This window comes from Deinococcus sp. KSM4-11 (assembly GCF_004801415.1).
GTDB lineage: Bacteria > Deinococcota > Deinococci > Deinococcales > Deinococcaceae > Deinococcus.
The window spans coordinates 24,595-50,201 of sequence record NZ_SSNX01000010.1 but is presented as its reverse complement, the minus strand read 5'-3'; the positions used below and the strand labels follow the sequence as shown (position 1 = coordinate 50,201).

General features: G+C 68.0%; 20 protein-coding genes. 12 read left to right on the top strand and 8 right to left on the bottom strand.

Annotated elements, in window-relative coordinates; genetic code table 11:
* The first annotated feature begins 24 nt into the window (after nt 1-24).
* Nucleotides 25-1,545, top strand: a complete 1,521-nt coding sequence (locus E7T09_RS20140; RefSeq protein WP_136391006.1) for an ABC transporter substrate-binding protein — start codon at nt 25-27, stop codon at nt 1,543-1,545.
* A 229-nt stretch (nt 1,546-1,774) separates the two neighbouring features.
* Here E7T09_RS20140 and E7T09_RS20135 read toward each other — a convergent pair whose 3' ends face one another.
* On the bottom strand, nt 1,775-4,090 hold the full coding sequence (locus tag E7T09_RS20135; protein WP_136391005.1) for an AbfB domain-containing protein: 2,316 nt from the start codon (nt 4,088-4,090) through the stop codon (nt 1,775-1,777).
* A gap of 442 nt (nt 4,091-4,532) precedes the next feature.
* On the opposite strand from E7T09_RS20135, the gene E7T09_RS20130 reads away from it, so the two are divergent.
* Nucleotides 4,533-5,375 (top strand): phytanoyl-CoA dioxygenase family protein, encoded by an 843-nt coding sequence (locus E7T09_RS20130; protein ID WP_136391004.1) that lies wholly within the window; start codon nt 4,533-4,535, stop codon nt 5,373-5,375.
* A gap of 2 nt (nt 5,376-5,377) precedes the next feature.
* Complete coding sequence (locus tag E7T09_RS20125; RefSeq protein WP_136391003.1) at nt 5,378-5,623, top strand: hypothetical protein; 246 nt, start codon at nt 5,378-5,380, stop codon at nt 5,621-5,623.
* Between the two features lie 222 nt (nt 5,624-5,845).
* On the opposite strand, the gene E7T09_RS20120 is transcribed toward E7T09_RS20125, so the two are convergent.
* Nucleotides 5,846-6,142, bottom strand: a complete 297-nt coding sequence (locus E7T09_RS20120; RefSeq protein ID WP_136391002.1) for a hypothetical protein — start codon at nt 6,140-6,142, stop codon at nt 5,846-5,848.
* Here E7T09_RS20120 and E7T09_RS20115 point away from each other — a divergent pair.
* The 6 genes from E7T09_RS20115 (at nt 6,126) to E7T09_RS20090 (ending at nt 16,228) form a co-directional block, all read left to right on the top strand.
* Nucleotides 6,126-7,079 carry an NAD(P)-dependent oxidoreductase gene (locus E7T09_RS20115; RefSeq protein WP_136391001.1) on the top strand — a complete coding sequence of 318 codons (954 nt, stop codon included), beginning with the start codon at nt 6,126-6,128 and terminating at the stop codon, nt 7,077-7,079. The genes E7T09_RS20120 and E7T09_RS20115 overlap by 17 nt on opposite strands.
* A gap of 58 nt (nt 7,080-7,137) precedes the next feature.
* Nucleotides 7,138-7,461: a Dabb family protein gene (locus E7T09_RS20110; protein WP_136391000.1), complete on the top strand. Its 324-nt coding sequence runs from the start codon at nt 7,138-7,140 to the stop codon at nt 7,459-7,461.
* A 342-nt stretch (nt 7,462-7,803) separates the two neighbouring features.
* Nucleotides 7,804-9,108, top strand: coding sequence for a S8 family serine peptidase (locus E7T09_RS20105; RefSeq protein ID WP_136390999.1), 1,305 nt, complete (start codon nt 7,804-7,806; stop codon nt 9,106-9,108).
* A gap of 8 nt (nt 9,109-9,116) precedes the next feature.
* Nucleotides 9,117-11,771 carry a diguanylate cyclase domain-containing protein gene (locus tag E7T09_RS20100; RefSeq protein WP_136390998.1) on the top strand — a complete coding sequence of 885 codons (2,655 nt, stop codon included), beginning with the start codon at nt 9,117-9,119 and terminating at the stop codon, nt 11,769-11,771.
* A gap of 158 nt (nt 11,772-11,929) precedes the next feature.
* Nucleotides 11,930-14,365, top strand: a complete 2,436-nt coding sequence (locus tag E7T09_RS22555; RefSeq protein ID WP_136390997.1) for a bifunctional diguanylate cyclase/phosphodiesterase — start codon at nt 11,930-11,932, stop codon at nt 14,363-14,365.
* 171 nt (nt 14,366-14,536) lie between these two features.
* Entirely contained in the window at nt 14,537-16,228 is a 1,692-nt protein-coding gene (locus tag E7T09_RS20090; RefSeq protein ID WP_136390996.1) for an ATP-binding protein, read from the top strand.
* 43 nt (nt 16,229-16,271) lie between these two features.
* Here E7T09_RS20090 and E7T09_RS20085 read toward each other — a convergent pair whose 3' ends face one another.
* Entirely contained in the window at nt 16,272-16,505 is a 234-nt protein-coding gene (locus E7T09_RS20085; RefSeq protein ID WP_136390995.1) for a hypothetical protein, read from the bottom strand.
* Nucleotides 16,506-16,784: 279 nt separating this feature from the next.
* On the opposite strand from E7T09_RS20085, the gene E7T09_RS20080 reads away from it, so the two are divergent.
* Entirely contained in the window at nt 16,785-17,543 is a 759-nt protein-coding gene (locus tag E7T09_RS20080) for an SDR family oxidoreductase (protein WP_136390994.1), read from the top strand.
* 130 nt (nt 17,544-17,673) lie between these two features.
* On the opposite strand, the gene E7T09_RS20075 is transcribed toward E7T09_RS20080, so the two are convergent.
* From E7T09_RS20075 to aceB, 5 genes are all read right to left on the bottom strand, one after another.
* Nucleotides 17,674-18,516 carry an alpha/beta fold hydrolase gene (locus tag E7T09_RS20075; RefSeq protein ID WP_136390993.1) on the bottom strand — a complete coding sequence of 281 codons (843 nt, stop codon included), beginning with the start codon at nt 18,514-18,516 and terminating at the stop codon, nt 17,674-17,676.
* 37 nt (nt 18,517-18,553) lie between these two features.
* The gene (locus E7T09_RS20070; RefSeq protein WP_136390992.1) at nt 18,554-19,336 is read right to left on the bottom strand and encodes an isocitrate lyase/phosphoenolpyruvate mutase family protein; all 783 of its coding nucleotides are present in this window, start codon (nt 19,334-19,336) and stop codon (nt 18,554-18,556) included.
* The gene (locus E7T09_RS20065) at nt 19,336-19,929 is read right to left on the bottom strand and encodes a TetR/AcrR family transcriptional regulator (protein WP_136390991.1); all 594 of its coding nucleotides are present in this window, start codon (nt 19,927-19,929) and stop codon (nt 19,336-19,338) included. The genes E7T09_RS20070 and E7T09_RS20065 overlap by 1 nt, the downstream gene beginning before the upstream one ends.
* Before the next feature lie 138 nt (nt 19,930-20,067).
* Nucleotides 20,068-20,862, bottom strand: a complete 795-nt coding sequence (locus E7T09_RS20060; RefSeq protein WP_136390990.1) for an IclR family transcriptional regulator — start codon at nt 20,860-20,862, stop codon at nt 20,068-20,070.
* 40 nt (nt 20,863-20,902) lie between these two features.
* Nucleotides 20,903-22,462: a malate synthase A gene (aceB, locus tag E7T09_RS20055; protein ID WP_136390989.1), complete on the bottom strand. Its 1,560-nt coding sequence runs from the start codon at nt 22,460-22,462 to the stop codon at nt 20,903-20,905.
* Between the two features lie 407 nt (nt 22,463-22,869).
* On the opposite strand from aceB, the gene E7T09_RS20050 reads away from it, so the two are divergent.
* Together E7T09_RS20050 and E7T09_RS20045 are read left to right on the top strand one after the other, a co-directional pair.
* A complete protein-coding gene (locus E7T09_RS20050; protein ID WP_136390988.1) occupies nt 22,870-24,828 on the top strand; it encodes a YjhG/YagF family D-xylonate dehydratase in 1,959 nt (652 codons plus the stop codon).
* Nucleotides 24,829-24,833: 5 nt separating this feature from the next.
* On the top strand, nt 24,834-25,604 hold the full coding sequence (locus tag E7T09_RS20045; protein WP_136391076.1) for an SDR family NAD(P)-dependent oxidoreductase: 771 nt from the start codon (nt 24,834-24,836) through the stop codon (nt 25,602-25,604).
* The last annotated feature ends 3 nt before the right edge of the window (nt 25,605-25,607 follow it).

Genomic DNA, 25,607 nt, shown 5'->3' with positions numbered 1-25,607 from the left:
CTCCCCTGGAGGATCACCATGCGCATGAAGACCCGGACCGCCCTCACACTCGTCCTCTCGCTCGCTGCGCTGGGCAGTGCCCACGCCCAGACCGCCGGCGGCATCCTGCGCGCCGGGATGCAGGCCGACCCGGTGGGCCTCGACCCGCACGTCACGCAGGCCACGTCCACCCGCAACCAGCTCGAGAACGTGTACGACACCCTGGTCGCCTTCGACGCCAGCGGCAAGGTCGTGCCGTCCCTCGCCACGCGCTGGACGACCAGCAAGGACGGCCTGACCTGGACCTTCACGCTGCGCTCCGGCGTGAAGTTCCACAACGGCCGCACGCTGGAAGCCAGCGACGTCGTGTACTCGATAGGCCGCATCAAGGATCCCGCGACCAAATCCCCCCGCAGCGGCGACTTCGAACTCGTCAAGAGCATCACCGCGCCGAACAAGAGCACCGTCGTCATGACCCTCAGCAAGCCCTTCTCGCCGCTGCTGAGCAAGCTCGCCTTCAGCCTCAACGTGATCGTCCCCAAGGAAGCCGCCGCAACCCTGAATACCAAGCCGGTCGGCACCGGGCCGTTCACCTTCGTCGAGTACGTGCCGCAGACGCGCATGGTGCTCAAGAAGAACCCCAACTTCTGGGGTAAGGACGCCAAGGGCAACAAGCTCCCCTACCTCGACGGCATCACCTTCAGCTACCTGCCGGATCCCACGGCCCGCGTGACGGCCCTGCGCACCGGCACCGTGGACTGGATCGAGTACGTGCCCTCCACGGACATCACGGCGCTGAAGGGCAACGCCGCCGTGAACGTCCTCGGCGGGCCCGCCGCCAACTACCGCGCGCTGTTCCTGAACGTCGCGCAGAAGCCGCTCAACGACCCGCGCGTGCGCCGCGCCATCGCCTACGCGATGAACAACCAGGAAATCGTGGACGTGGCCCTGCTCGGGGTGGGCGGTCTGCCCTCAGCGGGCACCGTGCTCCCGAACGGCAGCTACTACGGGCAGCCCGATCCCACCTACGGCAAGCCGAACCTCGACAAGGCCCGCGCCCTGCTCAAGGACGCCGGCTACGGAAGCGGCTTCACGCTGGAACTGAAGGTCACCTCCACCTACGACTTCCTGCGCACGCCCGCCGAGATCATCCAGGCGCAGCTCGCTCCCCTGGGCATCAAGGTGAACATCACGGCGCTGGAGTGGAGCGTGTACCTGCCCGACATCCTGAAGAAGAACTACATGTCCACCATCCTCGGCGAGAGCGGCCAGGGCGACCCGGACGACTACCTCTTCACGCCCTTCGCCTCGGACAGCGGCGGCAACCTCACCAACTTCAAGGACGCCACCATCGACACGCTGCTCGACCAGGGCCGCCAGACGGCCGACCCCGCCGCGCGCAAGGCCATCTACGCCAAGGTGCAGCAGCGCCTGGTCGAACTGAGCCCGATGGTCTTCCTGTACTCCAGCACGCAGTACGAAGCGGCGGGCAAGGCCGTCCAGGGCTATGAGCACTTCCCGAACACCAGCTACGTCGGCCTGCGCACCACCTGGCTCAAGCGCTGAGCTTGGCGGCAGGGCTTCCAGCCCCTTGAGGGCCTGAGGCTGCTCCCACGGGCCCGACCGAATTCTCGGCCCCTACGGACAGGTGCACCACGCTCTTGCAAACTGAAGATCGTCACCGGGAACCCCCACAGGTTCCCGGTGGTTCATTGACGAGATCGGCAATGGTCATTAATCGCTGTGGCAACAACAGTGCAAAACGGAAACGACCCGGAGCAGGTGCCCGCTCCCGTCACCTGAACCATCGGGCTGACGGATGGGGTGGGGCCACCACCCGCCACGTCACGTCCACGGGGTAGGCCATGCCGCCGTCCCAGGGCTGGTCGCCCCCACGGTCGGCCAGCCACAGCGTGCCCTGGTAGCGGCGGATGGCGGCGGCGCGGAAGTTGTACGACACCAGGGTGACGCCCGTGCCCGCTGCGCCCCGTTCCGCGCAGAAGGTCGCGTCCTGTCGGAAGCCTACGGAGTTCAGGTCATCGGTCTCCACGTGCAGCAGGGACTCGCGGTGACGGAGGTAACTCTGCGGATCGCTGGACGAACGGAAGGACGCGCACGTGGGATCCGCGAGGCCCGGCACCGCCACCAGGGTCGCCGCCTTGACGTCCGCGGCGCTGGTGCCCGCCGGCAGGGAACCGACCTGCAGGGGATCGGCCGTGTAGAGCAGGAACGTGGGCTTGCCGGGCACCTGGAAGGCCACGGGGCCGGGACGGATGGCCACGCGCGTGGACGCGCTTCCGGACGCCGCGATCAGGGCCCGGTGGGCGGCCCGCAGGCGCGGAGCGTCCACCTTCATGACCTGCCGGTCGTAGGTCAGCAGGCCGTTGACCTCGCCCTCCACGTCGGTGATCTCGGTGTAGATGGCGGCGCTCAGTCCCGCGTTGGCGATCATCGGCCGCAGGCTGTCCACCAGCCCCAGGTAGCGGCGGTTCAGGTCGCCGGGACTCGCCTGCATCTCGTAGGAAAAACTGGTTACGGGCGACCACTCGTGGCCGGGAACGCGCAGGCCCAGACCGCCGAACTCGCCCAGCACGGCCGCGCGGCGCACGCTGGGTGAAGGTGAACTCGGGCCGATGTACACGTGCCAGTCGGCCAGGTCGCCATTGCCGCCGTCGTGGGCGCCGCAGCAGTTGATGCCGCTCATGTTGTCCACCAGCCGGCTGGGATCCCAGCGTTTCACGGCGGCGGCCAGCGGGGCCTGCGCGAACTGCCCCCAGCCCTCGTTCTGGTTCACCCACGTGACGATGGCGGGCGACGAGCGGTGCTGGTCGATGATCCGGCGGTACTGCCGGACAAACTCGTTGGCCGCCCCCGGCGTGACCGGCTGCTCGGTCATCATGCTGGGCATGTCCTGCCACACCAGCAACCCGAGCTTGTCCGCCCAGTAGTACCAGCGCTGGGGCTCGACCTTGATGTGCTTGCGCACCATGTTGAACCCCAGCTGCTTGTGCTTGACGAGGTCGAATTTGAGCGCCGCGTCGCTGGGCGCCGTGTACAGACCGTCGGGCCAGAAGCCCTGGTCGAGGGTGCCGATCTGAAACACGAATTTGCCATTGAGCACGGGACGCGTCCAGCCGTTCACGGTCTGCAGGCCGATCGACCGCATCCCGAAGTAACTCTGCACGCGGTCGACCGTCCGGCCGCCCTGCTCCACCGTCACGGTCAGCGTGTACAGGAACGGATCGTCCGGTGACCACAGGTGGGCCGACGGCACTGGCAGCCGGACTTCCTGCCCCAGCACGCCGGCGACCGAACTCACGACCTTCCCCCCCGCCCTCGCCGTCAGGTGGACGCGGCCCTGCCCGGTGCCCTGAACGGTCGCCCGCAGGGCGCGGCCGGGCACATCCGGCGTAAGGGTCAGCCGTGAGACATGCGTCGGCGCGACGGGCTCCAGCCACACGGTCTGCCAGATGCCCGAACTGGCGGTGTAGAAGATCCCGCTCGGCTCCAGGCGCTGCTTGCCGACGGGCATCCCTCCCGCGCCGGTATCGTCCAGCACGTGGACGATCACCTCGTTCACGCCGCGTTCGAGGTGTGGCGTGACGTCGAAGCTGAAGCTGTCGTAGCCGCCGGTATGGGTGCCGACCCGCTGGCCGTTGATATATACCGCCGCGACGGTGTCCACCGCACCGAAGTGAAGCAGGATGCGCCGTCCGGCCCAGCCGGCGGGCAGCGTGAACGTCCGGCGATACCACATGGCGGCCTCGTGGCGGGCCAGGCCGGACAGCGCGGATTCCACCGGGAACGGCACCAGCACCGTCTCCCGGAGCGTGCGGCGCACAGGCACCGCGTCACCGGCGCCGGCCGCCTGGAACTGCCACGGTCCGTTGAGGTTCAGCCAGTCTGGGCGCACGAGCTGGGGGCGGGGGTACTCGGGCAGTGGCCGCGCCGTCGAGACCTGTGCCGTCCAGGGCGTCCGGAGGAGGGGCGACTTGACCTGCAGGGGTCTCTGCCCCCCCTCTGCGCGGGCAAGCCCCAGCAGGGCCAGCGTGAACACCAGGAGGCAGATGGCCCCCCGGAAAATCTGGAAACGAGGATGTACACCGGACATAGGGCTCCTTCGGGACCGGATGGACGGCCGCCTGATAGGCAGACGTTTCTCCTGGGGGAAGTGGGTGGCCTGTGGATGTGGTTGGAATGCTCGAATAGAGCAGATTATGCTTGACTGATCAGGGGAGTATGGCGCCTGATGCGACGCAAGGACGTGCAGGCATCGGTGACGCACCCAGCTCCGGACGGTCCTTACCTTCACGCCACCAGTGGCGGACACGCCGTCTGGGACAACCAGCGCTTCGCCGTTCGCTGCCGTCATATTCCGGCAGAGTCCCACGGGCGTGGCCTTCAAGGCCGGCGTCCTCCGCAATGGGCAGGAGAGCTGACCGGCCACAGACGCGACGTGTCCAGCTCACGCTTCTACAGGGAATCCCGCTTGACTTTGCTGAACCCAGGGGCACAATGGGCAGAGTTCAGCGCAACCCACCGAGGAGGAGAGAATGACGACAATCCCTGACGTCGCGCCTACCACGACCTACGACATTCCAGCCATCATGGCCGGGCTGTACGGTGACGGCATCATCGGCCTCAAGGGTGCCTTCCCACGCGAGTGGGTGGCGCAGCTTGGCACCGAACTGCCCCGCCTGTACGACGCGGCCCTCGCCCGCCCCGGCGGCGCCGTGGGGCGCGGCACCAACCGGCACTACGTCGAGATTCACCCCGAGGACATCAGCGGGTTTCTGGATCTCGTCACGCACCCGTGGGTCACCACCGTCTGCGAGAGCGTGCTGGGGCCCGACTACAAGATCGTGGAAATCGGCTTCGACGTGCCCAACCCGGGGGCGAAAGATCAGCCGTGGCACCGTGACTTCCGCGCCGGCTCCGAAACCCTGGTGGATCGCCGCCTGAATTCGCTGGCCTTCAATGTCACCACCGTGGATGTCGAGCCCGACATGGGCCCCTTCGAGATCGCACCCGGCACGCAATGGGATGATCCCAGCGAGTACGACCACGGCATGTTCCCACCAGTGTCACTGTTCCCCCGCTATCAAGCACTGGCGCAGCGCAAACTGCCGAGCATGGGCGACATCTCGGTGCGCTCGGCGCTGACCATCCACCGGGGCACGGCCAACGTCAGCAGCAAACCCCGGCCGGTGCTGGTGCTGGGCGTCGACGCGCCGGGCGCCGGGCACGACGAGTTCCATGACCTCCAGTTCACCCGCGCGTACTATGAGCGGCTCCCCGAGGACGTCCGCAAGCATCTGATCTGCCGCGTCGTGGACGAACTCGAACCCATCATGCAGGGCCACACCATCGAGGGCCTGATGATGGGCGACGCCTGAACATGCGGGAATTCAATTCGGTGGTGGCGCACTTTGGAGCGCACGCGCTGACGGGGCGTCTCCAGGCCCTCGAGGGCGGACGCGGGGTCATGCGGATCGCCGTGGATCCTGCGGCTGGCGACGCGGCCCTCCAGGAAGGCCGTGAGGGCGTGCTGGAGATGCACGACGGCGCCCGCTTCCGGGTCAGTGTTCAGGAGCGGCTCGCCGAGGCGGGCGAGTGGCGGGTGAAGTTGATGGGCCGGGCCTGACAGCAACGCCGGCATGAGGCAGATCACGTGGCTCCCTGGTGTGACAGCGAAGCTCGGAGCGCTGTTCCCATGGGCCGCACGTCCGGGCGACAGGAGCAGCCGGGAGGACAGTGGCCAAGGCTGTCGTAGACATCCCCGACTCACCGTACCTGCACCAGAATGTCGGCTGGAACGGAGAAAATCGACGCTACGGAGTGCCGTAGCGTTTCCGTGTATGCCGGGCTAGAGTGAAGGAATCAGAGCGGCCGAAAGGTCGCTATCTTCGTCTGGAGTGATAGCGGGAACCGGTTCGACGGGCAGGGCCACGCCCGCGTCGCGCAGGTGCGTGGTGAGCAGCTCGACCAGCTCAGCATTCGCCACTCGGTGCGACCTCTCTTCGACGGTATCTTCCTCCATACCGCTCACCGTACTCCACGACCACCACGCACGGTGCCGCAGGTGACCAGAGACATCCGCGAAGCGTCCTCCGGTACAGTGTTGCAGAGCAGAAAAGGAGAAGGTCATGCGGGTCGTGGTCATCGGCGGAACTGGACACATCGGCACCCACCTCGTCCCGAGGCTGCTGACCCTCGGCTGTGATGTGGTCAATGTCAGCCGGCAGCAGCGCGAGCCCTACCAGCCGTCGGGCCTCTGGAAGGCGGTGGAGCAGGTCAACCTCGATCGGGCCCAGGCTGAAGCCGCGGGGGAATTCGGACGCGCGATCCTGGCACTCCGGCCGGACGCCGTAATCGATCTGATCTGTTTTACCCCGGACAGCAACCGACAGCTGGTCGACGCGCTGCGGGGGCACATTCAGCATTTCCTGCATTGCGGCACCATCTGGGTACACGGCCCCTCGGTTGAGGTGCCCACCCAGGAACATGCGGCCCGCCGGCCGTTCGGCACGTACGGCGTGGACAAGGCCACCATCGAGCGGGAGCTGCTCGCCGAGGCCCGGCAGTCTGGGTTTCCCGCCACTGTGCTGCACCCTGGGCACATCGTCGGGGTCGGGTGGACGCCCCTGAATCCGGCCGGGCATTTCAACCCGGCAGTGTTTACCCAGCTCGCGCAGGGCCAGCCGTTGACCCTGCCGAATTTTGGCCTGGAAACCGTGCATCACGTTCATGCCGACGACGTGGCCCAGGGCTTCGAGCGGGCCCTGACCCACTGGCGCGCCGCCGTCGGGGAGGCGTTCCACGTCGTCTCACCAGCTGCTCTGACCCTGCGCGGCTATGCCGAGGCCGTCTCTGGATGGTTCGGTCACGACGCCGACCTGAGCTACGCGCCGTACGACCAGTGGCGGGCCACGGTGTCTGCCGAAGACGCCGGAGCGACGTGGGAGCACATCGCGCGGAGTCCGTCGGTCAGCATCGAGAAGGCGCGGTCGGCCCTCGGGTATGCGCCACGTTACTCGTCCCTCGAAGCGGTACACGAGTCACTGGACGCGCTCATCGCGGCTGGTGTGGTCACGCCCTGATCGCGGCGAGCCGACCGCCAGCGCACCCTCCGGCCTGGCCGCTGGACTGGAGAACGTCATGACTGCGTACGAACATCTGGTCGTCTTCCGGTTCAACCAGCCTGTCCCGGCCGCGACGACCGACGCGCTCCTCTCGGCGCTCCGGGAGTTCCCAGCGCAGATCCCGGGCATCCTGGCCCTGTCCGCCGGGCTGAACGAAACCGAGGAAACGGAGAACGCCCATGGCTACAGCCTGGGCCTGCGGATCACCTTTGAGAGTCTTGAGGCCCTGCGCACCTACCGACCGCACCCGCGGCACCTGGCCTTCGTGGAGTCGCTAGATGGACTGATTGACGACGTGATCGTCATGGACTACGCGATGACGAACCCGCCGCCCCCCTGAGTCTGGGAGGGTCAGGAGTGCCCAGCGGGCCGCTGTTCGCAGGTGGCAAGAGGCCGCGCAGCGCGAGCGACCGGATGACGTCCACTGCGCCGGATGCGGTCGGCATAAAGACATCGGACACGGAGAGACCCCGTCAGGCGGTGGAGTTCTGCAAGCCACTCCTGGCCCAGCTTTCTTCATGGTTTGGTGGTGGCCCCCCAGGCCGGCGTTCATGCTTCGCGGCGCCAGAAGCGTGTAAGAGTTCACAGAGCACAGTGGTCGGTATCCCCAGTCGCCTTCGGCTTGTCATGACTCACCAGGCACGTGGATGACCCTGAATCCTAGAACCGCGGAGGCCACCACATGTTCCACAACCCTATTTCCGTCTTAGCAACCGTCACCCTGACGCTGCTGGTGAGCTGCTCACAACTTCCCACGTCGGCGGCACCAGCGGCGTACCCGTACACGTCACTCGTGTCGGTGGCGAACACGGACTCCCGCTCGGACATCGAGCATCGCTATGGCGGTCAGGTCGTGGTGTGGCACCCGGAATCGGGCTTCGCGGTGCTGGGCATGTCCCACCAGGCAGGCCAGACGTTGGCGGCCCAGTCCGTGGGCAGCGCCACCGTGACCGTCGAGCCGAACGCCGATGTCTACGATGCGAGCGGCACGTCCAGCGCGTGGTCGGGGCAGGCCACCCGGATCGACGCGAGCGGCCGCGCCGTCATCTGGAGCGGCGGCCGGGCCGTGATCTGGAGTGGGGGCCGCGCCGTCATCTGGAGCGGCGGTTCCGGGGCGGTGGGCGGCATTGCCGAGAACACGACGTCCTGGACGCAGATCGGCCTGCCGGCCGCGTGGAAGGCCGCCCCAAACCTCGGGAAGGGCGTCAAGGTCGCCGTCATCGACAGCGGCATCGATCTCAAGCACGAGATGTTCCAGGGGGCTTTGGCCGCTCCGGGCGACCAGTGGGACTTCGTGGACGGGGACGCCGTGCCGCAGGAAGGCGGCGGCTTCAGTGACCCCGGTTTTGGGCATGGCACCAGCGTGGCCGGAATCGTCCTTCAGATGGCGCCGCACGCGACGGTCATGCCCATCCGCGCGCTGAGGCCCGACGGCAGCGGGGACGAGACGAGTATCGCGCAGGCCATCAATTTCGCAGTCGTGCACGGCGCCCAGATCATCAATCTGTCCCTCGGCTCGACCGAGAAGTCCGATGTAATCGCGCGCATGATCAAGTTCGCGACCGATCAGGGCGTAAGTGTGATCGCGTCGTCCGGCAACTCGGGCGACGACAGGATCACGGCGCCGGCCAGGGATGCCGATGGGAAAAAGACCCTTGGGGTCGGCAGCGTCGACAACAGTGACCGCAAATCTTCCTTCTCCACCTACGGCGACAAGCTCGACGTGACGGCGCCCGGGGAAACGGTGTGGGGTCCGGTGCCCGGCAATTACTTCTCGTACTGGAGTGGAACGTCCATGGCCTCCCCCATGGTGGCTGGCGCCGTGGCCCTGGCCCTGGGTCAGCGCCTCAAGGTCGATCCGAAAGTCCTGCTCACGGCGCTTCTGGAGACGGCCAGGGATATCCGGCCGGTGAACAGGGCCTACGGCAACAAGGTGAGGCTCCGGCTCGACGTCGGCACGTTCATTCAGACGACCACCCTGCCCTGAGGCCTCCCATGTACGTCGCCACCGATCTGCCCGCATCGGCCCAGCCCACCCCCACCACCGTCGATGCGTTGCTCGGCGCCGCCGAGGCGCTGCTCGCCGCCTCCCCCGGCCGGGCGGCGGCAACGGGTGAAGAGGCGTTGATGCTGGCGACCGATCTCGGCTACCCGTCCGGCGTGGCGGGCGCGCAGCTCCTGCTCGGCCGGGCACGCCACCGTCTGGGGGAGCTTTACCGGGCCGAGCAGCATCTGCAGGAGGCGCTGGCCCTGTACGCCACCCTCGGTGAGCAGGCGGCGCAGGCCAGCGCCCTGCTCGCGTGGGGCATGGTGCTGCGTGACCTGGGCGCCCTCGACCGGGTGGGGGGCGTTCTCGACGAGGCGCTCGAGCTGTCGACCGCCGTCGGGGACGCCGCCCTCAATGCGTCGATCCTCAACCATCAGGCGGCCCTGTCGAACAGCGCCGGGCGCCCCGATCAGGCGCTGCAGCAGTTGGGCGCGGCCCTGCAGATCCGCCAGGCCCTCGGTGACCCCCTCGGTGCCGCGCAGTGCCTGAACAACATCGGCCATGTCCACCTGGCGCGACATGACCTCACCGCCGCCCTGGCCAGCCTGACGCAGGCGTACGATCTCCTGAAGTCCGTGAACGACCCCGCCACCAGTGCCCACTGCCTGGTGAATATCGGTCACGTGTACGAGGAACTCGGGGACCACCAGCAGAACTACGAGTACAACGAGCGGGCCCTGAAGGTGGCGCGCGACCACGGCCTGCACAACCTGGAAGCGTACTGCCTGAACAACGTCTCGGAGGCCCTGCTCAACCTCAACCGCCCGGACGACGTGCGAGCCCGGTTCGCTGAAGCGCTGCACGTCTCGGAGACGCTGGGCATGCGCTACCTGACCGGCTGCGCGCATCATGGGCTGGGCCGGGCCGCGCTGCTGCAGGACAACACCGAGCAGGCGCTGGAGCACTTTCAGCAGGCGCTGGAGATTGCGTGTGAACTGGGCGACCAGAACAGCGAACTCGACGCGCGCCTGGGCCTCGGCGAGGTGCAGGTATTCCGCGGTCGTCACGGCGAGGCGCGCGGGTTCCTCGAGCAGGCCCTGACCCTCGCGACGGATCTGGGATCGGTCAAGCAGACCGCGCGGATTCATGAACTCCTCGCCCGGGTCGAACAGTCGGGTGGCGCCCACGAGGCGGCGGCCGGACACCTCTGGACACTCCGGATTCTGGAACAGGAACTGTTCACGCAGGAACGCGACCGACGAACCATGCAGCTTACCGTGCAGTTCGACGTGGAACGCGCCCACCATGAGGCGGCGGTGTCCCACCTGCAGACGGCCATCGCCCAGCAGGCGCACCTCGACGCCGAGGCGAAGGTGGCCACCCAGACGCGCCGCCTGGCCCTGACGCAGGTAGAGGTGGTCACGCGCCTGGCCCTCGCGGCCGAATACCGCGATGACGTCACCGGACAGCACACCCTGCGGGTCGGTCATGTCGCGGCCCTGCTGGCGCGGCAGCTTCACTACGCTGCGGACGACGTCGCCATCCTCCGGGTGGCGGCGCGGCTGCACGACGTGGGCAAGATCGGCATCAGCGATCTCATCTTGCAGAAACCCGGCAAGCTCACGGCCGACGAGTTCGCACAGATGCAGGGCCACACCACCATCGGGGCCGGGATCCTGAGCGGCGGGGAATCCCCCCTGCTGCAGATGGCCGAGCAGATTGCCCTGGCCCACCATGAACGCTGGGACGGGAGCGGCTACCCGGCAGGCCTGCGGGGCGACGCCATCCCGGCCATGGCGCGCATCGTGGCCGTCGCGGACGTCTACGACGCGCTGTCACATCCCCGGCCGTACAAGGCCGCCTGGACGCTGCCAGATGTGCTCACCGAAATCCAGGCCCAACGGGGCCGGCACTTTCAGCCGGAGATCGTGGACGCCCTGCTCGCCCTGCATGCCACCGGGCTGCTGCCACTGACCGGCCCGGTCGAGGTCGACGACCAGCTGCCGGATCTGCTGATCCACCGGGAGTCGATGACGACGGCAGAGCGGCAGGCGTCTCCAACGGGGACGACGGTCGACCCCACCGCCGCGGCCGTCCGCCTGGCCGACATCGAGCACAAGTATGCCTTGGCCCTCGAAGCCAACACGACGCTCCAGATGGCGGTGCACACCGATCCACTGACGGCACTGGGGAACCGTCGGGCGTTCGACCGCGACCTCGAGGCGGCGTTCTGCCAGGCGAAGCAGGGTCGGCAGAGCTTCTCGGTCGTCATGGTCGACGTCGACAACCTGAAGCAGATCAACGATCTTCATGGCCACCTGCAGGGAGACGCACTCCTGCAGCAGGTGGCCACCGCACTGATCACCCACCTGGGAGAAACGGCACGCGGCTACCGGATCGGAGGCGACGAATTCACGGTCATCGCGCCCGCCCTCTATCTCCACGATCAGGACAGCTTTCTCCTGGAACTAGAGGACGCGGTCGCCCTGGCCTCACAGCAGACCGGCATTGCGGTGCGCGTCAGTGCCGGAGTCGCCTCCTTTCCTCAGGATGCCGACCACAGCCCGGGTCTGCTGCATCTCAGTGACCAGCGGATGTACGCCAGGAAACGCGCCCGTCGCACCCCCGCGGTCGCCACGCCGGAACGGCATCCGGTGGCCTGACCGGAGGCCGTTTCTGACCGGCCCGACTCGGACGTGGCCCGGTGACTGCCGGACGGGTGATCGGGCCGCCCTGGCGCCGCTGTAAGGGTTCCGCCAGGGGTGGCCCACTAGCCTGTGTCCGGCGGCGTTGCCCAGCGCCACGGTGAAAGGAGGTGCCCATGCTGAAGTCGAACCGCGTTGTCCCGCTCGGACTGCTGACGCTGCTCGGCCTGCTGCACGCCTCATGGATGCTGTTCAGGTGGGGGCCAGCGGACCTCCAGCCGTTTCTGGCGGGCTTGCTGTATGTCCCAACATTCCTGACCGCCGCCGCCTTCTCGACGCGCACGGCCCGGCGGGTCACCTCCACGCGAGAGGTAGCCGCGTGGAACTGCATCAGCGTCGGCCTGCTCGCGTTCGGCGTGGCGCAGGTCATCTTCACCTACCTGCAGGTGGTTCGTCAGGTGGCGCCCTTCCCCAGCATGGCCGACGCCCTGTTTCTGCTGTTCCCACCTTTCGTCGGCGCGGCCCTGCTGTTGTTTCCCCGTCCCGCCCTGAGCCGCGCAGGCTGGCTGCGGCTGGGCCTGGATGTGGGCATCATGACTGCGGCCGCCGGGGTGTTCTCGTGGCGGTTTCTGCTGGCAGACCTCGTCATGGCCTACCGGACACAGCCACTGGCTGGCACCATCGCGCTGGCGTATCCATCGTCCGACCTGCTCCTGCTGTGCCTGCTGCTGCTGCTGCTGGCCCGTCACCACCAGCTTCCCCGCCAGGTCACCGTCACGATGGCAGCGGCGCTCACGTCCTTCATCGTGGCGGACACCGGGTTTGCCGAACTGACGGCGACGCAGGCCTACGTGCCGGGCCATCCCATTGACCTGTTCTGGGGGGGAGGTGCCCTCCTGTTCGGTGTGGCCGCTGTCCTCCGGAGTGAGCACCACCAGAGTGCCCACAGTGCCCCTGCCTTGAACTGGACGGTGCTCACGGCCGGCCCCTACCTGGCCGTCGCGGCCGCCGCCCTACTCCTGCTGGACACGGTGATGGACGGCACCGTCGATTTCACGGGGCGGGGCGTTCTGTGGAGCACCCTGCTGGTCATCACCCTGGTGCTGGTCAGACAGGCGGCCGCCTTTGCCGAGAACGCCGCGTTGACCCGCGACCTGCACCGGGCGACCCAGCACCTGGAACTCCGGGTGGCCGCTCGCACGGCAGAGCTGCACACCGCCAACGAGCAGCTGCTGGCCTTCTCGCTGACCCTCGAGGACACCGTACAGACGCGGACGGCGGAACTGGAACTCAGCCGCGCGCACCTGGCGCACCTGGCCCAGCACGACGCCCTGACAGGACTGCCCAACCGCGTGCTGTTCGGTGACCGGCTGGGTCAGGCGGTGGCCGCGGCCGCCCGGTACCACCGCCGGCTGGCGGTGTTGTACCTCGATCTGGACGGATTCAAACTGGTCAATGACACGCTCGGGCATGAGGCGGGCGACGAGGTGCTGCGGGTCACGGCCCGCCGGTTACAGGAAGCGACCCGGCAGAGTGACACCGTGGCCCGCCTGGGCGGCGACGAGTTCATCGTGCTGCTGACCGAGGTCAGCGAGGTGGCGGAAGTGGCCACCGTCGCCCAACGGATACTGGCCGGACTCAGCCGCGACATCCACGTCGAGCCACACGCGGCCCGGGTCACCGCGTCCATCGGGATTGCCCTGTACCCAGACACGGCACTCGATGCGGCCGCCCTGCACAAGCAGGCGGACGCGGCGATGTACCGGGCCAAGCACGGGGGCAAGAACAACATCTGCTACTTCGCGTCCGAGATGAACAGCGCAGTCCAGGCGCGCGCCGAGGTGTCCAGCCGTCTGCGCACTGCGCTGACCGATCATGAACTGTACGTGGTCTATCAGCCGCTCTTCTCGTCTGGCACGCGCGAGCTGGCGTCTCTGGAGGCCCTGCTGCGGTGGTCATCGCCCACACTGGGAGAGATCTCGCCGGCGGAATTCATTCCGATCGCTGAGGACAGTGGCCAGATCATCGAACTCGAAGCGTGGGTGCTGAACGAGGTGTGCCGCCAGCAATCGGAGTGGCAGTGCCAGGGTGTGGCTCCCGCCCTGGTCGCCGTCAATGTCTCGCCGCTGCAGTTCGCCCGTCCAGGCTTCGTCGACGATGTGCGCCATCTGCTGGGACGGTATGGCCTGGACGGCCGCTGGCTGGAACTGGAATTGACCGAGCGGATCATGCTGCAGGACCTGACGTCAATTTCGCAGAAGATGCGGGAACTGCGGGCCCTGGGAGTGGGCATCTCGATCGACGACTTCGGGGCGGGCAACACGGCCCTCAGTTATTTCTTCGAGTTGCCGGTCACGACCGTCAAGATCGACCGATCCCTGATCCAGGGACTGGGGCAGGCAGACAGCACGGATCGGGTGGTGCAGGCCATCGTCGCCCTCGCCCACTCCCTGCATCTGAACGTGGTGGCAGAAGGCGTTGAAACCTGGGCGCAGCTGACGGGCGTGACGGAGATGGGTTGTGAACGGGTGCAGGGCTACCTGCTGGCACGGCCAGAACGGGCCGACGTGGTTCGGACTCGACTGTCCGGAACGAGTCCCTTGACGCCCTAGGCCCCTCCTCGCGCCCGACTCTGAAGGAGCCAGTCCCTTCCCTTACCTGCTGCCCGACTCTCCGAGTCGGGCAGGACGACCCCACCCAGGGCGTGTTCAGAAGTGACGTGAGCACATGGTCTGTAGTTGATGGTGTACCCACGGCTTGGGCCCTGCCGATAGAGTGGAGTAATGCCCGAGCCTGGTGCGCCCGCCTCCTCTGATGACCGCGCCCGGGCACCACGATCGAGATTCGAATTCCTGCTCAACCTCAGCGACACGCTGGGGCCACTGACCGACCCAGCCGCTGTGGCCGCTGAGGCGTGTCGACTGCTCGGCGAGGCCCTGAACGTAGACCGTGCGTTCTTCGCCGAGGCCGACGGGGGCCCGGAGACCGCGCAGGTGACGGGGAACTGGGTGTACCGCAATCCGGGGTCTCTGGCAGGAAAGAACCCGATGTCGGACGTCGGCTGGATCCTGGCCACCTTGACCCGGGGGAATTCTTCGAGCATCGACGATACCCAGGTTGCAGACAGCATCCTGCCAGCCGAGCGTTCCGCCCTGGTGGCGCACGGGATTGCTGCGTACGTCGGCGTGCCGCTCCTCCGAGATGGACGGCTGGTCGGAGCCCTGTGTGTGTCGGCCACCCAGCCCAGGAAATGGACGGAGGACGAGCTCGAACTCGTGCGCGAGGTGGGGGAACGCGTCTACGCGGCGGTCGAGCGTGCACGTGCCGAGGCGGCGGTGCGCGCGTCCGAGGCCCGCTACCGCACCCTGTTCATGTCCATGGACGAGGGCTTCTGCACCATCGAGATGCTGTTCGACCCGCACGGGAACGCGGTGGATTACCGCTATCTCGACATGAACCCGGCCTTCTCGCGGCAGTCGGGCTTCGAGGGCGTCATTGGGCATACCGTGCGGGAGATCTTTCCCGATCTTGAGGCGTACTGGTTCGACCTGTACGGACACGTGGCCATGACCGGCGAGGCCAGGCGGGTCGAACACGCCGCCGCCGAACTCGGACGGGTCTACGACGTGTTTGCCTTCCGGGTGGGAGAGCCGCACGAGCGGCACGTCGCCATCATCTTCAGCGACATCACCGGGCGCAAGCAGGCCGAGGCCACCATCAGGGAGATGAACCGGACCCTGGAGCAGCGGATTGACGCCCGCACCCGCGAGCTGTCCGAGGAACGCGCGGCCCTGCAGACCTCCAACGAGGAACTCGAAGCCTTCAACTACAGCGTGTCACACGATCTCATGACCCCAGTGCGGCACGTGCAGGGCTTCGCGCAGCTGGCCGCGAAGCATCTGGACGATCCAGACAAAGCGCGCCGGTTTCTGGGCATCGTGGAGCAGGGCGCCCAACGCATGGAGGCCCTGATCGGCGCCATGCTGACCCTCTCGCGCACCGGACGGCGCGAGTTGATCCTGGGCAGCGTGGATTTGGCGGACGTGATGACGCAGGCGCAGATGGACGTGCGGCCAAAGATTCTGGTGCGGCCCGTCGACTGGCGGATTGGCCCGCTGCCGCATGTCCAGGGCGACCGCGTGATGTTGCAGCAGGTGATGACCAACCTGCTGGATAACGCGGTGAAGTACACCCACGGTCGCCAGCCGGCGGTGATCGAGGTGTGGGCTGAGGAGGACGCGCAGCAGTGGACGATCCATGTCCGGGACAATGGAGCGGGGTTCGACCCGGCCTATGCGAGCAGGTTGTTCGGGATCTTCCAGCGGCTTCACCGTCAGGATGAGTTCGAGGGCACGGGGATCGGCCTGTCAGCGGTGCGGCGCATCATCATGCGGCACGGGGGCACTGTCAGCGCGACGGGAGCGCCAGGACAGGGCGCGACGTTCACCTTCACCCTGCCCAAGCGGCCTGCCTGAGGCCGGCCAAGGGCGACCGATCACGTGGGTTGGGAGCGTCCGCTTACAGGTCGTGCCGGTGTCGCTGCACGGAACTCACCGCAACGCCCGCCGAGGTCAGGAGCACGGCCAGCAGGGCCGTTACTGTGCCCATGATCCACGATGCCGTGATGAGCACGCCGAGCCCGAGGGCAGCCACAGTGAGTCCAGCGACAAGCGGCCAGCGTTTGAGAAGGCTGATGCGGATGCAGCGGCGCAGGTAGTGGCGGCGGGCCGCTGGGGTCAGAAACAGACTCATGGATATCTCATTATACCCACACCGTCCGCACAGAGTTCTCGGGATCTCTTCACCGTACTTGGCCGTCAACGTGTCAATCTGTGGACATGTAAATTCGTGTACATCAACACCGGGATCATCTGGCGGAGTCGATTCGCGCACCCGAGCGGGAACGACATCAGCAGCGCAGGAGTGCGGCCCAGCGGGGCGAGCGCCCCAGTGGGTCAGGAACGTCTTCCAGGGAACCCGCCTTGCTCGGCGTCAGCACAGGCAGGTGGGCCAGGCGCGCAGAATGCGGGTATGAGCGATGGTGGAACCCGGGCAGGCGTGCACTTCGACTTCAGTGGACGGCGTGCGCTGGTGACCGGCGCCGGCAAGGGCATCGGCCGGGAAATCGCCGCTTTCCTGGCGAGCTGTGGGGCCGAGGTGGTCGCTGTCAGCCGCAGCGCCGAGGATCTTGCTACCCTGGCGCAGAACCACGGCTGCCTGGCCGTCGTGGCCGACCTGGAAACGGCCCAGGGCGCGCGGGACGCGGCCGACGCTGCCGGCCCCATCGATCTGCTGGTGAACAATGCCGGCATCTCGATCCTGCAATCCTTTCTGGACACCACGCCCGAGGCGTTCGACCGGACGATGGCCGTGAATGTCCGGGCACCCCTGATCCTCGGGCAGGAGGTGGCACGTGGGCTGATCGCGCGTGGTACCCCTGGTGCCATTGTGAACGTGTCGAGCCAGTCGTCGACGGTCGGGCTGCCCGATCATGCGGCGTATTGCGCGTCCAAGGGCGCCCTCGACCAGCTGACCCGCGTGATGGCCATCGAACTCGGCCGGCACGGCATCCGCGTGAATGCGGTGAACCCCACCGTGACCCTGACGCCCATGGGCCGGATGGCGTGGGGTGATCCCGCCAGGAGCGGGCCGATGCTGGCGCGCATTCCGCTGGGACACTTTGCCGAACCTCTGGACGTCGCCCAGACGGTGGCGTATCTGCTCAGCGACGCGGCCCGCATGGTTCACGGCGTCACCCTGCCGGTGGATGGCGGTTTCCTGGCGACCTGACCAAAGGCCTGACAACCCGGCCCTCCAGAATCGGTGAAAGGCCGGAGTGCTTATGACAATTCAGACGTGGCCGCGCGTTCCGTCAATGATCCGCAGGGGCCATCGTCGCGTGGCCCCTGCATTCCTGTGCTCAGCGGGCCAGGAAGGCCAGCAGGATCGAATTGAAGTCTTCAGCATGCGTGGCATTCAGGCCGTGTGGTGCTCCCTTCATCACGTGCAGCTCGGTCCCCTGCTGGTACTGCGGGACGCGCTGCCCGCTCGCTTCCAGCGGGACGATCCGGTCGCTGTCGCCGTGCACGACCAGCAGTGGCACCGTCAGCCTGGCCAGATCAGCGCGGAAGTCCGTCGTGCCAAACGCCCGCACACACGCCTGCGTCGCCACCGGGGAGGCCTGGAAGTACAGCGACGCCGTGAAGTCTAGGAATTCGTCGCCCAGCCGGTGCGCCACGTCGCCGTCATCCCAGTTCAGGAAGTTCTTCGTGAAGCCCGCCAGGAACTGCGGGCGGTTCCCGGCCACCGCCTGCACCATGCCCTCCACGTCCGCTTCGCTCAGGCCACCGTCGGGGTTGTCCGTGGTCTTGAGCAGGTATGGCGCGATCGAGGAAATCAGCGCCGCGCTGTGAAGATGCTCCGTGCCGTACAGGCCGGCGTAGCGGGCGACTTCCCCCCCGCCCATCGAGAAGCCCACGATGGTCACGTCCTCCAGTTTCAGGGCCTCGATCAGGTCCTTGAGGTCGCTGGCGAAGGTGTCGTAGTCGTAGCCGGTGGCAGTCTTGCCGGACTGACCGAAGCCCCGGCGGTCATACGCGATGACCTGATACCCGGCGTGGCGCAGCGCATCGATCTGCGGTTCCCACATGCGGCCCGAGAGAGGCCAGCCATGGATCAGGACGACCGGGCGACCCTCGCCATAGGTTTCGTAGTAGAGCTCGGTGCTGGGCGCGTGGCGGTGCGTCGTGGTGATCGTGGGCATGGTGGAACCTCCTGGAGAAGGGTGTGGCTCGGACAGCTCAGTTCAGCGGGCGGGTGGTGGCGGGCAGGGTGCCCCCGGCGACGATCTCCGCCGCAGCGTCCTGCAGGGCGGTCAGGGCGACGCGCTGCGTGAAGGGACCGGTAGACAGGCGGGCGACGCCCAGGGCCTGCAGGTCACGGGCGGGCAGGCTGACCCCGGGCACGCTGATCAGGGTCAGTTTCTGCGGCCCGAAGGCGTCGCTGACCTCCTGGATCTCGTCGCGGGCCACCAGGCCCGGCACGAAGACGACAGGGGCGCCCGCCTCGAGGAAGGCGCGGCCACGCGTGATGACCTCCGCGATGACCTGCGAGCGGGTCTGTTCGGGAGTGGCGCGCACCACGGCGTCGGTGCGGGCGTTGAGCACGAAGTCCACACCGGCCGCCCGCCCCGCCTCCATGACGGCGCGCACGGCAGCGACCGCTTCTCCCAGTGGACGCATGGCGTCTTCGAGGTTGCCGCCGACCACGCCGATGTCGATGGCGCGGCGCGCGGTGTCCCCGGGGTTGCCGTAGCCGGCTTCCATATCCATGGAGACCGGGATGGAGACCGCCTGGACGATCCGGCGCACCATGTCCAGGTGGAGCTCCAGGGGAATCTGTTCCCCGTCGGGGTACCCGAAGGTCGAGGCGATGGAGTGGCTGGCCGTGGCGAGCGCGTGAACGCCGGGGGTGGCCGCGACCACCTGGGCGGACACGACGTCCCAGACGTTGGGGAGGACAAGAATCTCAGGCTGGGTGTGAAGGGCGAGGAGACGGCGGGCTTGATCAGCAGTGTGGGACATCAATGACTCCGGGAAGGGGCGGCGCAGAGCGTGGCCAGGGCGCGCTGGGTGACAGCGTGGAACCGCTGTGGACTGCGGGTGGCGCGGGCCATCAGCATCGCTCCTTCTATGGTGGCGAGAAAGGTCAGGGCCGTGTCGGCAGCCGAACCGGCAAACTGCAGGTCTCCCTGCTGACGCCCTTCATCGAGGGTCGCCGTCAGCCACGCCTCGCTGAAGGTGAAAAACGCCCCGAGTTCCTGCTGGATGGTCGCGGGCAACACGCAATCCTCCGCGATCAACTGGGTACACAGGCAGATGCGGCCGTCCTCGTGAATGACACCCTGGTACGCCGTGAGGTACTCCCGGAGGCGGCCCAGCGGGGAGGGTTCGGTGGCGCTCAGGTGCGTCAGCAGTCGCTCGATCTGGGCACGGTACCGCTGGACGAGGGCGGTGCCCAGGTCGGTCTTGCTGGGGAAATGGTGGTGGACGCTGGCGTTGCGGATTCCCAGGGCGGTGCTGATGTCGCGGTACGCGACGGAAGAGAAGCCGCGCTGCTGAACGAGGTGCTGCGCCACGTCCAGAATGCGCTCGCGGGTAGCGGGGTGACCGGTCACGCCACAGAGTATCTACCTACCTGTAGGTAGGTGTCAAGGCGACCGTTCTATCGAGGGGATCCGGATTGGTTCAGTTTCCTGTGCACAGCTCGGATCGATCGGAACTCGGACTCGGGCAGCCCATGGCACTGCCAGTCGTCACCTCCACCCCAGGCGGAGGGAGATCTGCGCGGCGGCCCGGACGAGCTGGCTGGCCACCTCCGGGATCTGGTCGGTGGGAAGGCGGGCGGTGGGCGCCGACACGCTCAGGGCAGCCACCACCGCCCGCGTGTGGTCGCGGACGGGTACGGCCACGCACCGCACCCCGAGTTCCCGCTCCTGGTCGTCGATGCTGTAGCCGAGGTCGCGGACCTGGGCCAGTTCCTCCACCAGCGCCGCCAGGGTGGTCTGGGTGTGCGGCGTATAGCTCACAAAGGGCTCCTCGCCCACCAGCAGGTCGGCGTCCGGGCGCCACGCCAGCAGCGCCTTGCCCACCCCCGAGGCATGCAGGGGGGCACTGTCGCCCTGGCGCGCGAACATCCGGACCAGCTGCCGCCCCTCGACCTGATGCACGTAGATGGCCTCGGGAGCGTGCAGCACGGCCAGATTGACCGTCTCGTTCAGCCGTCCGACCAGCGCTTCCATCTCGGGATGGGCGCTGTGGATCAGGCCGCTGCGTTCGGTGAAGGCCAGGCCCACCTGATAGGCGCGCAGGCCCACGCTGTACACGCCCGACGGCCCGTCCCACTCCACGAACCCCTGCTGGCGGAGGGTCTCGAGCAGACGGTAGGCGGTGCTGGACGACAGGCCGACCTGCCGGGCCAGCTGTCCGAGTGGGGCGCGGCCGAATTCCTTCAGGGCCACCAGGATCAGCAGGCCGCGTTCGAGCGTCCGGACGCTGGCCGGTTCGCCGGTTCTGGCGCGGCCCGGTTTCTGTTTTGACGTCGTGGTCATCGTGCAGTTCCAGCGCCAGGCGACTGCCCGGCCGTCGGCGTCACGCGAGCTGGGCGTAGCCGGGCAGGGTCAGGAACTCCATCAGGGGCGTCTGCGTGGCCGTGCGGCGGAACAGGGCGGACGCCGCTTCGAAGTCCGGGCCGAGCTGCTGCACCTCGTCGGCATACAGCGCATCGAAAAGCTCTGGGGTGAGGGTGCGGCCATCGTCGAGGGTCACGTTGTGCTCGCGCCACTGCCACAGCTGCGCGCGGCTGATCTCGGCGGTGGCGGCGTCCTCCATCAGGTTGTGGATGGGCACCGCTCCCCGGCCCTGCAGCCACGCGTGCAGGTACTGGATGCCGACGTTGATGTTCGTCCGCACGCCCCCCTCCGTCACCGTGCCGTCCGGCGGGGTCAGCAGGTCTGCGGCGGTGATGTGCACGTCGTGCTGCTTGCCACTGCCGATCTGGTTGGGGGTGGGCATCAGCGCATCGAAGACCTCGGTGGCCAGGGCGACCATGCCAGGGTGCGCGACCCACGTGCCGTCGTGACCGTTCGTGGCCTCGCGTTCTTTGTCCAGGCGCACCTGCGCGAAGGCGCGGTCGTTCGCCGCCGGGTCATTCTTCACCGGAATGAAGGCGCTCATGCCGCCGATCGCGGGGGCGCCACGTTTGTGGCAGGTCTGGATGGCCAGCTTGCTGTAGTTCTGCATCATGGGCGTGGCCATGGTCACCTGGGCCCGGTCCGGCAGGATGCGGTCGCTGCGCGTGCGGAATTTCTTGATGTAGCTGAAGATGTAATCCCAGCGGCCACAGTTCAGGCCCGCCGAGTGCTCGCGCAGTTCGTACAGGATCTCGTCCATCTCGAAGGCGGCCACGATGGTCTCGATCAGCACGGTGCCCCGGATGATGCTGCGTGGCGCCTCCAGGGTGTCCTCCGCGAAGGTGAACACCTCGTTCCACCAGCGTGCCTCGAGGTGGCTTTCCAGTTTCGGCAGGTAGAAGTACGTGCCGGTGCCGCGTTCCAGACGCGCGTGCAGGTTGTGGAATGCGTACAGACCGAAATCAAACAGCGATCCGCTCATGGTCTGGCCGTCGACGGTGACGTGTTTTTCCGGCAGGTGCAGGCCGCGCGGCCGGACGAGCAGCGTGGCCCGCCTCTCGTTCAGGGCGTAGCTCTTGCCGCCCTGCTCCAGGCTGATGGTGCCGCGCACGGCGTCACGCAGGTTGAGTTGACCCTCCACGCAGTTCTCCCAGGTGGGACTGCTGGCATCCTCGAAGTCGGCCATGAACATCCGGGCGCCGCTGTTCAGGGCGTTGATCACCATCTTCCGGTCGACCGGACCGGTGATCTCCACGCGGCGGTCCTTCAGGTCATCCGGCAGCGGCGCGATCTGCCAGTCGCCGGCGCGGACGCCCGCCGTCTCGGCCAGGAAGTCCGGCTGTTCCCCGGCGTCCAGCCGGATCTGCCGGGCCTCGCGGGCGGCCAGCAGCTCGAGGCGGCGGGCGTCGAAGCGGCGGTGCAGCGCCGTCACGAAGTCCAGCGCCTCGGGCGTCAGGATCTCCTCGTAGCCGGGGTTCAGCGGGGCCGTGATGGTCAGTCCGTCGGTGGGCGTCGTCATGGGCAGCTCCTGTGAACGAGAAGGTGGTGAATTTCAACCAATGAATATTGATTTCATTTTATTTGATCCTGCCCGGTGAATGCTGTTCCTGCCCCAGGAACGCCCGGCAGGGCCGGTACGTGGCTCAGGGACGGCCCGCACTCCGTCTGGAGAGAATTGGCGCGGGTGTCGAACCTCCCCCTCAGCGGTTCCTGCCGTGACCATGCCATCGGGCAGGCGGTAGAGAGCCCCTGCAATGGAGTCCGGCTCGGCCTCCCCCTCCCCTGCCGGGCCACCCGGGGCGGCTGGGGGCTACGATGCCAGCGTGAACCCCCACGGCATTCCTGCTTCGTTGCTGGCACGTGACGCCAGCGGGTCGGCCCCTCTCCTGCGCGCCGCGTCCGCGCGGTCGCTCGGGCGGCACCTTTATGCCTGACGATTCCTCGCCACCCGCCGCCGACCTCAGCGTGCACGACGTCCAGACCCGGGCGCCCGGCCCGGCCGGAGAACTGCCGTTCACGCCGGAGATGCTGCTGTCGCGCCCGTCCGGCGACGTGTTCGGCCTCAGCCAGAACGCCGGCATGGGCTGGAACCCGGCCCAGCTGAACCGCAAGGAGGTGCTGATCCTCTCGACCCAGGGCGGCATCCGCGCTCCGGACGGCACACCTGTCGCCCTCGGCTACCACACGGGGCACTGGGAGGTGGGGCTGCTGATGCAGGCCGCCGCCGAGGAACTCAGCGGGCAGGGCAGCCTGCCGTTTGCCGGGTACGTGAGCGACCCGTGCGACGGCCGGACGCAGGGCACCACCGGCATGATGGACTCCCTGCCCTACCGCAACGACGCCGCCATCGTCCTGCGCCGCCTGATCCGGTCCCTGCCCAACCGGCGCGGCGTGCTGGGCGTCGCCACCTGTGACAAGGGGCTGCCGGCCATGCTGATGGCCCTGGCGTCCTTCCCGGATCTGCCGACCGTGATCGTGCCGGGCGGCGTGACCCTCCCGGCCGACGGTGGAGAGGATGCGGGCAAGGTGCAGACCCTCGGCGCCCGCTACGCGCACGGCCTGATCACGCTGCAGGAAGCGGCGGAGGCCGGGTGCCGCGCGTGTGCCACGCCCGGCGGCGGCTGTCAGTTCCTCGGCACGGCCGCCACCACCCAGGTCGTCGGTGAGGCGCTCGGGCTGTCCGTGCTGCATTCCGCCCTCGCGCCCAGCGGGCAGCCCATCTGGCTGGACATGGCGCGGCGCTCGGCACGGGCCGTCCTCGACCTGGACGCGCGCGGCCTGAGCACCCGGGACATTCTCACGCCGGACGCGGTGGAGAACGCCATGACCGTACACGCGGCCTTCGGCGGATCCACCAACCTGCTGCTGCACCTTCCGGCCATCGCGCACGCGGCCGGGCTGCCGCGCCCCTCCGTGGAGGACTGGGCGCGCATCAACCGGGCCACGCCCCGGCTGGTGAACGTGCTGCCCAACGGCCCGGACGATTACCCCACGGTGCTGGCCTTCACGGCCGGGGGCGTGCCGGAGGTGATGCTCCACCTGCGCCGCCTGGGGCTGCTGCACGAGGAATGCCTGACCGTCACCGGCCACACGGTCGGCGAGAACCTCGACCTGTGGGAGCATTCCGCGCGGCGCCGACAGCTGCGCGACACCATGCGAACCCGTGACGGCCTCGACCCGGATGACGTGATCCTTCCCCCGGACCGGGCGCGGGCCCGTGGCCTCACCAGCACCGTGTGTTTTCCCACCGGCAACCTCGCGCCGCAGGGATCGGTGATCAAGAGCACCGCCATCGACGCGTCCGTGGTGGACGCCGACGGCATCTACCGCAAGACCGGCCCGGCCAGGGTCTTCACGACCGAACGCGCCGCGATCGACGCGATCAAGGGCACCGGTGACCGCACGGTAGGCGCCGGAGACGTGCTGGTGCTGATCTGCCGTGGCCCGCTGGGGGCCGGGATGGAGGAGATCTATCAGATCACGTCCGCACTGAAGTACCTCCCGTGGGGCCGGCACGTGGCCGTCATCACCGACGCGCGCTTCTCGGGCGTGTCGACGGGGGCGTGCATCGGGCACGTCGGCCCCGAGGCCCTGGCAGGCGGCCCAATCGGAAAGGTGCTCGACGGCGACCTCATCGAGATCGTGGTGGATCGGCACCGCCTGGAGGGCACGGTCAACCTCATCGGGCACGGCGACACGACCTGGGGCGCCGAGGAGGGCGCGCGGGTGCTGGCCGGCCGGGCGCCGCGCCCTGACCTGCGGCCCGACCCGAATCTGCCGGACGACACGCGCCTGTGGGCGGCCCTGCAGAACGCCAGCGGCGGCACCTGGGGCGGCTGCGTCTACGACCCGGACGCCATTCTCGCCGCCCTGAAGGGGCCGTGACCGGGATGCCGTTCACGGATCAGGTGGCCATCGTCACGGGCGCCAGCGCAGAGATCGGCGCGAGCATCGCCGTGGCCCTCGGCCGGGCGGGCGCGCGCGTGCTGCTGTCGTACCATGCCGGTCCCGGCGTCGCCCTGGACGCGCAGGCGCAGATCCAGGCGGCGGGTGGGCAGGCGGCACTGTGCCAGCTCGACCTGACGCGGGTGGATCAGACGGCGCAGCTCGTGGCGCTGGCCACGTCGCGCTGGGGCCGCCTGGACGTGCTGGTGGCGAACGCGGGCCTCACGCACCACGCGCCCTTCCTGGACACCACCGAGGCGGCGTTCGACGCCGTGGTGAACCTCAACCTGAAGGGATCATTCTTCGCCGCGCAGGCGGCCGCGCGGGCCATGATCCAGGGGGGCCGCGGCGGGCGGATCATCTTCTCCAGTTCCGTGACCGGCACGCAGGCCCTGCCGGGCTTCGCCGCGTATGGCGTGACGAAAGCCGCCCTGCAGCATATGGCACGCACCCTCGGCAGTGAACTGGGCCGCCACGGCATCACCGTGAATGCCCTCGGGATCGGCGCGACGAGCAACGTCCGCAACCGCAGCGACGATCCCCGCTACGACGAGCACTGGCGTGCAGTGATTCCGACCCGTCAGGTCGGCCTGCCGCAGCACGTGGCGGACGCCGTGCTCTTTCTTGCCTCGGCGCAGGCCTCAATGGTCAACGGCCACACCCTGATGATCGACGGGGGCTGGTCTGACGCCGGCCTGCTGCCCCCGCCGGACTGAGCA

Bases quoted from the DNA above. Each gene is read 5' to 3' on its own strand.
- E7T09_RS20075 (WP_136390993.1), bottom strand. From the start codon at position 18,516: ATGCCCACGATCACCACGACGCACCGCCACGCGCCCAGCACCGAGCTC.
- E7T09_RS20115 (WP_136391001.1), top strand. From the start codon at position 6,126: ATGCGGGTCGTGGTCATCGGCGGAACTGGACACATCGGCACCCACCTC.
- E7T09_RS22555 (WP_136390997.1), top strand. From the start codon at position 11,930: ATGCTGAAGTCGAACCGCGTTGTCCCGCTCGGACTGCTGACGCTGCTC.
- E7T09_RS20070 (WP_136390992.1), bottom strand. From the start codon at position 19,336: ATGTCCCACACTGCTGATCAAGCCCGCCGTCTCCTCGCCCTTCACACC.
- E7T09_RS20085 (WP_136390995.1), bottom strand. From the start codon at position 16,505: ATGAGTCTGTTTCTGACCCCAGCGGCCCGCCGCCACTACCTGCGCCGC.
- E7T09_RS20110 (WP_136391000.1), top strand. From the start codon at position 7,138: ATGACTGCGTACGAACATCTGGTCGTCTTCCGGTTCAACCAGCCTGTC.
- E7T09_RS20090 (WP_136390996.1), top strand. From the start codon at position 14,537: ATGCCCGAGCCTGGTGCGCCCGCCTCCTCTGATGACCGCGCCCGGGCA.
- E7T09_RS20135 (WP_136391005.1), bottom strand. From the start codon at position 4,090: ATGTCCGGTGTACATCCTCGTTTCCAGATTTTCCGGGGGGCCATCTGC.
- E7T09_RS20050 (WP_136390988.1), top strand. From the start codon at position 22,870: ATGCCTGACGATTCCTCGCCACCCGCCGCCGACCTCAGCGTGCACGAC.
- E7T09_RS20045 (WP_136391076.1), top strand. From the start codon at position 24,834: ATGCCGTTCACGGATCAGGTGGCCATCGTCACGGGCGCCAGCGCAGAG.
- E7T09_RS20140 (WP_136391006.1), top strand. From the start codon at position 25: ATGAAGACCCGGACCGCCCTCACACTCGTCCTCTCGCTCGCTGCGCTG.
- E7T09_RS20130 (WP_136391004.1), top strand. From the start codon at position 4,533: ATGACGACAATCCCTGACGTCGCGCCTACCACGACCTACGACATTCCA.
- E7T09_RS20125 (WP_136391003.1), top strand. From the start codon at position 5,378: ATGCGGGAATTCAATTCGGTGGTGGCGCACTTTGGAGCGCACGCGCTG.
- E7T09_RS20105 (WP_136390999.1), top strand. From the start codon at position 7,804: ATGTTCCACAACCCTATTTCCGTCTTAGCAACCGTCACCCTGACGCTG.
- aceB (WP_136390989.1), bottom strand. From the start codon at position 22,462: ATGACGACGCCCACCGACGGACTGACCATCACGGCCCCGCTGAACCCC.
- E7T09_RS20100 (WP_136390998.1), top strand. From the start codon at position 9,117: ATGTACGTCGCCACCGATCTGCCCGCATCGGCCCAGCCCACCCCCACC.
- E7T09_RS20120 (WP_136391002.1), bottom strand. From the start codon at position 6,142: ATGACCACGACCCGCATGACCTTCTCCTTTTCTGCTCTGCAACACTGT.
- E7T09_RS20080 (WP_136390994.1), top strand. From the start codon at position 16,785: ATGAGCGATGGTGGAACCCGGGCAGGCGTGCACTTCGACTTCAGTGGA.
- E7T09_RS20060 (WP_136390990.1), bottom strand. From the start codon at position 20,862: ATGACCACGACGTCAAAACAGAAACCGGGCCGCGCCAGAACCGGCGAA.